10 protein-coding genes and 1 pseudogene (1 of these 11 running past the window's edge) are annotated in these 11,126 nt (G+C 33.0%); 7 read left to right on the top strand and 4 right to left on the bottom strand.

The features are described 5' to 3' along the window. From A2255_04110 to A2255_04090, 5 genes and pseudogenes are all read left to right on the top strand, one after another. Positions 1-528, top strand: a pseudogene (locus A2255_04110) (hypothetical protein); it begins 735 nt to the left of the window's first position. 119 nt (positions 529-647) lie between these two features. Further along, entirely contained in the window at positions 648-1,145 is a 498-nt protein-coding gene (locus A2255_04105; GenBank protein ID OGI18449.1) for a flagellar export protein FliJ, read from the top strand. Further along, entirely contained in the window at positions 1,135-1,884 is a 750-nt protein-coding gene (locus A2255_04100) for a hypothetical protein (protein ID OGI18448.1), read from the top strand. The genes A2255_04105 and A2255_04100 overlap by 11 nt, the downstream gene beginning before the upstream one ends. Before the next feature lie 2 nt (positions 1,885-1,886). Then, a complete protein-coding gene (locus tag A2255_04095; protein ID OGI18447.1) occupies positions 1,887-2,720 on the top strand; it encodes a hypothetical protein in 834 nt (277 codons plus the stop codon). 99 nt (positions 2,721-2,819) lie between these two features. Beyond that, entirely contained in the window at positions 2,820-3,830 is a 1,011-nt protein-coding gene (locus tag A2255_04090; GenBank protein ID OGI18446.1) for a 3-deoxy-7-phosphoheptulonate synthase, read from the top strand. A 436-nt stretch (positions 3,831-4,266) separates the two neighbouring features. Here the strand turns inward: A2255_04090 and A2255_04085 are convergent, their stop codons facing one another. Beyond that, positions 4,267-5,364, bottom strand: a complete 1,098-nt coding sequence (locus A2255_04085; GenBank protein ID OGI18445.1) for a hypothetical protein — start codon at positions 5,362-5,364, stop codon at positions 4,267-4,269. 98 nt (positions 5,365-5,462) lie between these two features. On the opposite strand from A2255_04085, the gene A2255_04080 reads away from it, so the two are divergent. After that, positions 5,463-5,786 carry a thioredoxin gene (locus tag A2255_04080; protein ID OGI18444.1) on the top strand — a complete coding sequence of 108 codons (324 nt, stop codon included), beginning with the start codon at positions 5,463-5,465 and terminating at the stop codon, positions 5,784-5,786. Between the two features lie 52 nt (positions 5,787-5,838). On the opposite strand, the gene A2255_04075 is transcribed toward A2255_04080, so the two are convergent. From A2255_04075 to A2255_04065, 3 genes are all read right to left on the bottom strand, one after another. Then, on the bottom strand, positions 5,839-7,137 hold the full coding sequence (locus A2255_04075; protein ID OGI18467.1) for a thymidine phosphorylase: 1,299 nt from the start codon (positions 7,135-7,137) through the stop codon (positions 5,839-5,841). A gap of 273 nt (positions 7,138-7,410) precedes the next feature. Beyond that, entirely contained in the window at positions 7,411-7,659 is a 249-nt protein-coding gene (locus A2255_04070) for a hypothetical protein (protein OGI18443.1), read from the bottom strand. A gap of 52 nt (positions 7,660-7,711) precedes the next feature. Then, positions 7,712-8,026 carry a hypothetical protein gene (locus A2255_04065; GenBank protein OGI18442.1) on the bottom strand — a complete coding sequence of 105 codons (315 nt, stop codon included), beginning with the start codon at positions 8,024-8,026 and terminating at the stop codon, positions 7,712-7,714. A 465-nt stretch (positions 8,027-8,491) separates the two neighbouring features. Here A2255_04065 and A2255_04060 point away from each other — a divergent pair, with 465 nt between their 5' ends. After that, positions 8,492-10,801: a hypothetical protein gene (locus A2255_04060; GenBank protein ID OGI18441.1), complete on the top strand. Its 2,310-nt coding sequence runs from the start codon at positions 8,492-8,494 to the stop codon at positions 10,799-10,801. Positions 10,802-11,126: the final 325 nt, after the last annotated feature.

Below are 11,126 nucleotides of genomic sequence, written 5' to 3'. Positions count from 1 at the left end.
GAAGTAGGTCTTTCAATTGGTTAGCCTCCTACTATGAAAGGTTATCCTCCATCAATATTTTCCTGGTTGCAAAGAGTTTTAGAAAGAACAGGGACAAGTCCCAAGGGTTCCATAACAGCTTTATATACTGTGCTTATGGAAGGGGAGGATATAAATGACCCTGTTGTAGATACAGTAAGAGGAATTGTAGACGGTCACGTCTTTTTATCAAGAAAAGTTGCAGAAATGAACCATTATCCTGCTATTGATGTCCTTGGAAGTATAAGTAGGTTATTTCCAGAGGTTACAGATCAGGAACACCAGGATGCGGCTGCTAAAATGCGTACTATATTAGCTCTTTATAGAGAAAACAAAGATTTAATTGATGTTGGTATGTATCAAAGAGGTTCGAATCCCAGACTAGATTTGGCTATTGATATGATGCCTGAAATTAATAAGTTTTTGCGACAGTCTGTAAAAGATACTGTAAATATGGATCATACCATTGACACTTTAAAAAGTATGATGCGGCAAGTGGACATTTTCTAAAATATCAGTAAAATTTTAATATCTACATTTGGTTATTTAGTTATCTCATACTTATAGATGTACTAATGAGGTAAAAATTCATGCAAAATGAGTAGAGTACAAGTATGTAAGATGGAATTATGCCTTTTGTATACAGACTACAGAAAATATTAAATTATAGAATTCAGAAAAAAGATGAACAAATTGAGGTAGTTAAAAAAGCCGAACAAGAAGTTCATAGAATACAGAATGAGATTGATAATAATAAACAAACTGTTCTTGAACTTAGGCAGAATATGCGAATGGCAGCCCATGTGTTGATGGAAAGTTATGATGTATATATAAAACATATTAATGATATTATAGATCAACTTGAATATCAAAAGACATTAGCCATTCAGAAGCTGCAAGAAGAAAGAGAAAAGCTGGTAGAACTGGAAAAAGCAGTTAAAGTTCTTGAAAAGCATAAAGAAAAGGCATATGAACAATATAAAGATGAAGAGAATAAAGCAGAAATGAGACGGCTTGATGAAGTTGCAGGATTAAAGCATTTTGCGAAAAGTCAGGAAATTAAGCAGGAAGAATTGGAAGAGTTAGAGAAAATTCTTGAAGGAAAGTCAGATTTTAATGAATTTTGATATTATAAATAATGAATTTGCTAACATTGATAATCTTTCTAATAGGGTAAATGGAGTTAACACCTTTGCATTTGAACTTGAATTGCCTGAAGCTAATTCATTTGCTCAATTAATGCAGATGAGTGAAGCAGAGGCAAAATTATATCAATCTAATATTTCTCCTGGTCAAATTGATTCCAATTTACTGAAAAGTCTTAAATACTTAGCTCTTAAAGATCAAATTCCATTTAAGAGTAGAGATATAAAAGATATAAGATTATTAATTCATTCTCATGATTTATTAGGTAATGACGATAGGTTTAGAATTAGCCGGGATTCACTGGATAATAATGATATTGCTTTTTTAAAACAGCTTATAGATAATCCTAATGCTGTTATTAATTCACTAAATAATCAGAATTTGCAAGCAAATTTAGCAATTCCTGATGCTTCCGGTCAGGTTTCATATCAAAGTTTGAACATTTCAAAAGGCTTGGCTGATTTAATTGAGTATGCTTATAAATCCCAAAAGCCTGTAAGACTTGATTTTGAAGGTAACTCTTCAATAATATTAAGGATAAATAATGAAGGAAAACTCAGTGCTGAGTTTATGTCCAGCAATATAGCAATGGAGTATATATTAAAAAATAGTGTCCCCCATCTTAGAAACAGGCTGGACTCAGAAGGCATTCCTTATAAGGAAATTGTTTATAGAGACAGAAATAAAAAGCATAACCAACAAGAACAGGAAAGGAGTTAATCATGAATGATTCCTTTATAACGTCGATTAATACACAAAAAACCACTATGGATTGGATGAATGTTATCATTCAGAATATGACTAATATTTATACACCAGGATATAGAGAAAATATGGGAAATTTTAAAACCTGTCTTGATGGTGTCGAGTTAGATGAACTAACGGTTAAAACTGATCAGGGTAAATCTTTCCCAGGTACAGCACCTTCGAACCTTTTTCTTGAAGGTAATGGGTTTTTTGCTACAAAGAGACCTGATGGAAAGATGGTTTATACTCGTTTAGGTGAGTTTACCTTTGATGGAGAAGGAGTTTATAAAAGTAAAGAAGGATATAACGTTCAGGGATATATCTTAAATGATAACGGGGAAATTATGGCCAGTCCTGTTCCACAGGTTTCTGATCCTCATACAGAAACAGGTGTAAAAGGTGGACCTGCTATGGTAGCTACTACTGATATAAAGCTATGGATTGACCCCAGTAACGGTAAATATCTTGGTAAATATGATGAATATGAAATAAAAGAAGATGGAGTGCTTTACGGGAAAGCTGATAAAGGTAAAGTTAAAGTCCCTTTATATAAAGTTGCTGTTTTAAATTTCCATAATCCGGCAGCTTTAACTCAGGTAAAAGAAGGATACTATGCTGAAAATAATGATTCAGGTAAGCCTGTTCTGGGTAAAGCTGAAGTCAGAAGTGGTCTAATCGAGATGTCAAATACTGATTTCAGGGCTAATATAGCATTTTTGCAACAGGCAAAGTTTCAGCTGGAGATGACAAATAAATTAATCAGTACTAATAAGCAACTTCTTGAAGAAGCTTTAAAATTATTACAATAAATCTTGGAATAAATCTTTAAAACCCCTGTATTTGTGCAGGGGTTTATTGCATAATTAATATACGACTGTCTGATAAATCAAGAGGTGAAATTTATAACAATGTTAATTGTAATGCAACCACAGGCTAATGAAGAGCAAATTAATAAAGTAATAGATCTAATAAAAGGCAAAGGTTTTGAGGCTCATGTGTCAAAAGGTGAGATTAATACGGTAATTGGTGCTGTTGGTGGTAAAACTATTGATATTAGAAATCTTGAGCTTTTAGAGGGTGTTCAGGAAGTTGTAAAAATTACTTCGAGTCACAAACTTGCAAGTCGGGCTTTTAAAAAAGAAAATACGGTCATAAAAATTAATGATGTTGAGATAGGTGGAGACCAATTGACTGTAATTGCAGGACCTTGCACTGTTGAATCACTGGATCAGATGGAGAAAATTGCGGCTGAGTTAAACCGTATAGGGATTCGTATATTAAGAGGTGGTGCATTTAAGCCTAGAACTTCACCATATAGCTTTCAAGGGTTGGGCGAAGAAGGCTTAAAAATCCTCAAATATGTAGCTGATAAGTATAACCTAATTGTCACCTCTGAGATAATGGAGATTTCTCAGATTCCTCTTTTCTTGAAATATGTTGATATTCTTCAGGTTGGTGCAAGAAATATGCAGAATTTTAATTTATTGAGAGAATTGGGTTGTATTAATAAACCTGTTTTACTTAAAAGAGGACTTTCTGCAACCATAGAAGAATGGTTAATGTCTGCTGAATATATTATGTCTGGTGGGAATAGGGATGTAATTCTCTGTGAAAGGGGAATAAGGACTTTTGAGACTGCAACAAGGAATACGTTGGATATTTCTGCTATTCCTGTTGTTAAAAAATTAAGTCATTTGCCTATAGTAGTCGATCCGAGTCATGCCATTGGAATAAGAGACAAGGTTGCACCATTGTCAAGAGCAGCTGTTGCTGTTGGTGCTGATGGTATTATGGTGGAAGTTCATCATGATCCAGATACTGCGATATGTGATGGGGCACAGTCTTTATATCCTCATCAGTTTGAAAAATTAATCGAACAATTAAAAATAATTGTTCCTGTTGTGGATAAAAAATTATAAATTACTCAAGTTGCTATCTATATAGACTTTTGCTTTGAGATTACTTCGCAAAAACGATTATTGTTTAATATTCACATATCAAGGCTCGTAATGACATATGCGACTGTTTTAAGGACGCAATAAAAAATGCGTAAGTATTTTTTATTGCTCGTTTATTTGCTGGTTATAAGAAGTGCCAAAGGCACATATATAAGGTTGAAATAGTTAAAGACTTTAATAGTGTGACTGAGTCACCTACAAAAATACCTATTGGATTTTTCATCAAAATCCATAAGTATTTTTTACGCTGTCCTAAGAGCCTATCGGACAAATAAATTTCTGTTGTCATTGCGAACCTTTCAGCAGGGATATTTTTAAAATTTATCTTGTGAAGCAATCTCTAAGCGTCATTTTTTGAATTCTCGGATAGGCTCTTAGTAGCAATTTGAGTTATAAATTATATCTTGTAAGCTTTTTTATAGAATAATAAGAATCCAACAATAGCTATAATTATGTTAGGTAACCAGGCTGCCATTGTAGAGTCCAATTTAGATGCTTCTCCCAAAGAAATCGAGAAGGCTCTAAACATATAATAACAGAAGATAATAAAAATACTGAACAATAAACCCCTGTTAAATCTGGCTCTTGGTGGAGTTATAGCTAAAGGTATGCCAACTAGTGTAACCAGAATAGATGTTATTGGAAGTGCAAGTTTTTCTTGCAATTCTATACTTAATTCAGCCAGATTTTTGTTTCCTTTTGATTTTTGATGACTTATATATTTGGTTAATTCAAAGAAGTTGAGTTCTCTAGCTTTATGTTTATCTTTATTAATTGCGGTAAAGTTTGTAAATAATTTAAGTTGATCAAATACTGTTGTATTCATTATTTTGCCATCTTGAGAAATTGTGTAAATTACTCCCTGCTTGAAATTCCAGTGTTCCGGTTTTGAGTCTCCATATTTGGCTTGAATTATCTGAGTAGCACCTTCATTGGACATATCAAGAACAGTGATTCCTTTTAACTCTTTATTGTCATAGCTATCAATATAAAATAGTCTTTTAAGTTGTCCATTATCATTGAGTTCTTGAAATGAGAAATTGGTTGTTCCTTCAGGAATATTTTTTTGTGATAATGCCCAAATTGTCAGGCTTTTAGCTTGAGTATTTGCAGCTGGAACTATAAATTCGCTGATTATAAAACTTAAAATCGCTGCTGATAATCCAAAAACCAGAACAGGTAATGCTAGTCTGGTTATGCTTATTCCGCAAGCTCGTATTACAGTTATTTCTGAATTTAGGCTAAGTTTGTTAAAGGTAAGTATTGTAGATAGTAGTACAGCCATAGGTATTGTAAATACAATGATGTATGGGAGGTTCAATATAACCAGCAAAATTGCTATTTTAAGAGATATACCATAAGCTGACATTTGTTTGACTAATGATAAAAAGGTGTCAGAAGCAAACATAATGGATGTGAATATTATGATACCCAGTAAAAATGTATCTATTAACTGTTTTGATATGTATTTATCCAGTAGTGTCAATTTATTCATGTTTTCTTTACTAACCTGTACTATTTAAATTCATGTGATAGAATCATATAATAATTCCGATTAATTTGTCATAAATTTTTTGTAAGGAGATAATCTTTATGTCAAAAGCATTAGAGGTTACGGATGCTACATTTGAACAAGAAGTTAAAAATTCAGAAATACCAGTTTTAGTGGATTTCTGGGCTCCATGGTGTGGACCTTGTAGAAGAATAGCTCCTATTATAGATGAAATTGCTGAAGAATATCAAGGTCGTATAAAAGTAGTTAAGTTAAATACAGACGAGAACATTCGTACAGCTCAAGAATATAGTATCAGTGGAATTCCTAGTTTAATAATATATAAAAACGGTGAAGCTGTTGAAAGACTAGTTGGTTTAATGCAAAAGTCAACTCTGCAAAGTAGCGTTGAGAAATATATTTAAAAAGTTAACAAATTCGTAACAAAAAGAGGAAGTTTTTAACTTCCTCTTTTTGTTATTCAATAATCTCATAAATTAATCTTGGTGTTTCAGGCATCGTGTCTGAAAAATTATATGCTTGTTTTACAAGGTTTAATGCGTATTGGCCTAAGTCTTCAGAATTGGTATGGATTTGAGCTAGTACTTCACCTGAATGCACCTTATTGCCGATTTTCTTATTTACAATGATTCCAACTGAGTAGTCTATTTTATCTCCTTTTTTCTCACGTCCTGCTCCAAGAATTTTGCAGGCTTTTGCAATGGTTAAAGCATCTAGCCCCTCAATATAACAATTTTTATCAGATTTGTATTCAACTATATATTTTGCAGTGGGCAATTTTTCAGGGTTATCTATAACTATAATATCTCCATCCTGAGCTTCTACTATTTCTTTGAATTTAGAGTAAGCACTGTCATTTTCAAGAAGTTTATTTAAGATATCTTTGGCAGCGTTAATATTTTTTGCTTTATTTGATTTTACTAGTGCAATGGCTCCAAGATACAGGCATAGTTCTTTTAAGTCCTCTGGACCGTTGTTTTTTAAAGTTTGAATGGATTCAATTACCTCAATACTGTTTCCAACTGCATTTCCAAGGGGTTGTTCCATAGAAGTAATGACGCAGGTAACAGATTTATTTAGCCTTTTTCCTATTTCCACCATAGTTTCTGAAAGTTTTTGAGCATCTTCAGGCTTTTTTACAAATGCTCCGTTACCGCATTTAACATCTAATACTATTACATTTGCTCCTGCTGCGATTTTTTTAGACATAACAGAAGCTGCGATTAATGGAATACTATCTATAGTTGCAGTAACATCTCTTAGTGCATATAATCTACCGTCTGCTGGAGCTAAATGAGCTGTTTGGGAGGCTATTGCTGCACCTGTAGTTTTGACAAGATTAAGAAATTCATCTAGTTCAAGAGATGTTTTAAATCCAGGAATAGATTCAAGCTTATCTATTGTACCTCCGGTATGCCCCAATCCACGCCCTGATAGTTTTGCAACTGGTAATCCTGCTGCTGCAAGCAGAGGAATTAATATTAAAGTGGTTTTATCTCCTACTCCGCCTGTACTATGTTTATCAACTACATATTCTCCAAGACTTGATAAATCAAGAACATCTCCTGAATTAGCCATTTCAAGGGTAAGAACTGAACTTTCATCAAAAGTCATTCCTTTCAGACAAATAGCCATCAACCAGGCAGAAAGTTGATAATCCGGTATAGTATTATTCTTAATTCCATCTATAATAAAGTGTATTTCTTCAGGAGTATGGGCTTCTCCATTCTTCTTTTTAGCTATTAAATCAACCATTTTAAATTTGTTAATTGGCACCTGATTCTCCTATCTGTTTTTCTAGAGATCAAATTATAATTTTATAAGATTATTTGAATTTTAGGAAGATAATTTTGGTGTATATAAAATTCAGTAGTGCTACAACGTAAACTAATAGCATTAAATTAAGGTTGCCTGTTTCAAAGAATACAGCGATGACTTAAGTTAGGTAATGGATATTACCTAAAGCTCAATGAGAAAAGCCTTACTCTTTTTTATGAAAGTAAGGCTTTTTATTTGTTTTTTATTCTTTTATTGTATTTTATTACCGCTATCTAGAAACATATCGAGTCTCATTGGAAGTGGAGGCATTGGTGGCATGCTAATTCCATTACTTTTATTAGGATCTTTGAAGAAATCGGCTGGCGGCATATATGCAGAGCGGAGTTGATGTTTTTTGGCCCCAAATATTATAGCTTGATCTTTAGCGGCAGGCACACCTTTATCTGCCTTTTTAACACATTTTGGACTAGATTGACTAAATTTTACTGAATCTACCATAGTTAACTCCTCCTTCACCTTTCTTTAATAATTACTTGAATACCTAAAATCATTATTCTCTGAATTGATTTCTTTTTTTGAGTTCTTCTATTAATTCATTTCGAGCTTTTAGATAAGATCCATTTATTACATCATCAGTTGTTGGACTTATTGATTTAGAGGAAATTGGAAAACTAGAATTACTCTGAGATTTGAATAATTTTTCCTCTGTTCTCATCTCAGATAATGGCCTTTTAACGCCATAATTATGTTGCTGCTTAAACTGACTAAAACTCACTAAATCCACTATAATTTCTCCTCCTTCTGCCCCTTTAACTAATAAATTTTCTGAAGTCCCAATTTTATCCTCACATTTATATAAAAACAAAAAGTTTTATAGAATTGCTTTTTTAGCAAAAAGATTTTAAGAAAAATCTGAAAAACTATAGAGTACTACATAAAAATAGCTTTACTTAAAAAAATTTAAATAGCATCAAGTTGCTATTTAAATGATTCTCGTTATCATTGCAGTGATACAGTCACTTTTTTAAATCATCAATTATTTGATAATACCCCCACTGTCAATTTCTGAGTGAAGCGAAGAATCTCAGAGATCACTAATGTCCAAGATGACACGCACTGTCATTGCGAGCCCTGAGACATCGATAATCAGCATTAATCATACTTGCGTGGCAATCTCAAAGCATTAAACTTACAAGTAGCAACTTGAGTAAATAATAAGGGTGTATTGCAGAAATTAGTATTGAATTTTTTATATTAGGCCACCCAAAACACTTATACATCTATGGTAAAATGAATTTGAATGCTTATTATATAAAAGAAGAGGAAAATTATGCCTTCAAATTTAATTATTAGTAAGATTGGTGTTGATAACTTAACTGTAATTTTTAATGAATTAAAATCCATATATCGAATAGAAGAAGTAATACCTGAAAGAAGAGATTATATTATAAATCAGGTAAGAAAATACGGTTATCTTCCATACCCTCATATTAAGGCTCTTGAAGAGCTAACACCGGCAGAAACTATTATTGGTTTAGAGGAGAAATTAAGTTTAAATCAAACTTATCATAATGGTAAATTTGTTTTTAAGGATAATGAAATTAGTCCTGTTAAGCGTGCAGGTTTTGCTGATTCTAGCTGGATTAAGACGGATCAGCACAGTATAAAATTAATAAATCTTGCAGGACTTGGTAATGGTAACAAGTCTGAAGAACCAGGGAAATTTATTGACTGGTTAAAGCAGTTATTAATATTACCTGCTGGAAACGTTGAGAATGGAATTTTAGCAACAACTGTTTATTTAATTCCGTTTCACCCGAGGGATTTTGGCTGTGCTTATCTTCCTACAAGTAGTGGTGTTAGCCCGAATTTGGAGGATAGCTTATTAAAAGAAAAAATGAAACTAAATGTGCAGGATCAGGTTAAGTTATTCTTGATATTGGCACAGTTGGCAGGACATCCAACGATGTATGATGTACTTCCTCAAACAGGAAGGTTCTCAAAAACAGTGCTTGCAAATCCACATGTGGCAAGGTGGTTTGATATAAGAGAATTAATTAGTCTACTTAAAAATGATCTTTGTGAAATAGCAGAAGGGCTTAAGCAGCAGTTTCATTTGGGAGATGTGGATTACATCAGAGAAATAATAGAAGCAAGCTTGATGGGGCAATATGAATATATACCTGATCATTTACAGCACCTGTCTGATAAGATGGAAGAGGAGCTTGATCATAAACGTAAATTATATTCTTATGAGCTTATTAATAAACAAAATCAGGAAGTTCTACATAAAAGAATTAAAAAGATAATTAATGAAATGGTTGGTAAAGGAGAAAATGCCGATATACAGGAAGGAGATATTACCAATCAGGGGGAAATTATAGGTGAACTTATAAAACAGGGATTATGGCCTGCTCCAGGTGGGGCATGGTGTTCTGCTGGGATTCCTATTTTTAATAAAATGAGTAAAGGCGCGGGATTCCCGTTATTTACACACTATGATTATCAAGGTAAGGATGTGACAGAACTTGCAAATCTTGATTGTCAGACTCCATACTACTTTGTTTATCTTGAAACTGGTGAGTATAACGAGAAAGTTATAGATTTTTACATAAATTTCCTTAAAAAGATTCAAGCCGACTATAATTTTGATGGATTTAGGGTGGATCATATTGATCACATTGTAGATGCATATTCTGAATCTGAATTAGGAAAGCCAATAAGCTATAGAGCACCAAAGGCTGTTTTAGGAAAAGCTAATCGTGAACTTAAAAAAGAGATTCCACACTTTGCAACTCTTGCAGAGTATATGCTCTGGGATAATTATTTTAAAGAATATCATCAGTTTATGGAATTTGACCTATTATGGGGCAGTGATATAGTTTCTCAATATCTAAAAAATGTCGCTCGAATAATAGAAGATAATAAAGAATTGGAAGAATATAATTCTACCGTTGAAAAAGGAAACCCAAGACTGTCAATTTTAAAAACATATAACAATCAGGATGGTGAATTTAGAGCCATTGATCAGTACCCAGCTCAGTTGAGTGAAGCAGGCGCATTATTTAAATGGTTTAAATTTAAGTTTTTACCAAATGGTCCGACTGCTCAAAGACCTTTGTTATATATAGATGGAGATGAGTCATTTACAAAAACTGGTATTGAAAAAGTAATTGGAATGGAAATTTCTATGGAAAGAGAAAACAACTATGAATTCTATAGAAAATTTGATGCTATTAGCAGATTTGCTTTGCATAATGACTTTACTCATTCTGGAGTAGCAGAGATTCATCAATCCAATGAAGATAAATCCGGATTTGTAAGCTGGCTTATCAATAAAGAACTTGGCATGGGTGATGATGAGAAGTTATTTATTGTTGCTAATGAGAATCCCCCAACGCAAGTTGTCAGAAAATATCACGAAGATGGGACTGTTGAGATTACAAACCATACTTCAGTACCAATTTGTAATAAAGAATCTTATATTCCTGAAGGGTTTAAAGTAGCTTCAGAGTACATATTGCCTGAAGATTCACTTGACTTTACTGAGATAACAGATATTTCTAATATTTCAGATAATAAGCTAACTTTTGAAAAGCTTGAACCATCTGAGTTTCATATTTATAAACTTCAAAGGTGACATCACTTATTTAAGTCATCAATTATTCCAGTCTTAATTATGTGCATTAGCATCAGCGACGGAGAAAACTTGCTCACTTATACATCATAACTTTTCGGTCAATCCACTAGTACTCTGTTAAGAAAGTTTTGTCGGATAAATTTTCTCCGTCGCTGATGAAATTGCTTCGCATTTCATAGGCTCCTCCGAAAACATACCCGACTGCAACAATCATCATAATTAAATTAACAGAGCACTACTAGTGTGATTCATTAAATCAATAGAACAAACATCTAGTCCTTACGTCTTGAAGAAAAAAGACGAGAGGTGAGATTATGAGGAAAAG

Source organism: Candidatus Melainabacteria bacterium RIFOXYA2_FULL_32_9, assembly GCA_001784615.1.
In the GTDB taxonomy this organism is placed as follows: domain Bacteria; phylum Cyanobacteriota; class Vampirovibrionia; order Gastranaerophilales; family UBA9579; genus UBA9579.
Note: the sequence above shows the minus strand (reverse complement) of the source record. Positions and strands in the feature narration are given on the sequence as shown.